The sequence below is a fragment of the Actinomadura bangladeshensis genome, assembly GCF_004348335.1.
Taxonomy (GTDB): Bacteria; Actinomycetota; Actinomycetes; order Streptosporangiales; family Streptosporangiaceae; genus Spirillospora; species Spirillospora bangladeshensis.
In genome coordinates this window covers 1-423 of the sequence record NZ_SMJW01000608.1, presented here as the reverse complement: position 1 = coordinate 423, position 423 = coordinate 1, and the positions used below count along the sequence as shown (strand labels likewise).

The 423-nt window shown below is 77.5% G+C and carries 1 protein-coding gene; it reads right to left on the bottom strand.

Annotation, left to right across the window (positions count from 1 at the left end; translation table 11 throughout):
* Positions 1 to 423 (bottom strand): chorismate-binding protein (locus tag E1284_RS41095; RefSeq protein WP_207924270.1); only part of this gene is annotated, 423 nt, incomplete at both ends.

Below are 423 nucleotides of genomic sequence, written 5' to 3'. Positions count from 1 at the left end.
GGGACGGTGAGGTCGGCGCACAGGGGGGTGAGGGCGTCGCGGACCATCTCGGCGGCGTAGGCGTGCTCCTCGCGGTCCTTGGCGGAGCCGAAGAGGCGGCGGCCGCGGTCGCGGTCGTCGTCGGGGGTGGCGCCGCGGGCGGTGGTGCCGGCCAGGACGAGGGATTCGACGGCGTCGCCGGTGCGGCGGATGAGGAGTTCGGGGGTGGCGCCGACGAGGCCGGCGCAGGAGAAGGTGTAGCAGCCGGGGAAGCGTGCGGCGAGGCGCTGCAGTAGGACGCGGGCGTCGATGGGGGCGGTGGCGCGGGCGGTGAGGTCGCGGGCGAGGACGACCTTGCCGAGGCGTCCGCCGCGGATGCGGTCGACGGCGGCGGCGACGGCGCGCGCCCAGTCGTCCTCGGTGCGGGCGCCGTCGCTCCAGTGC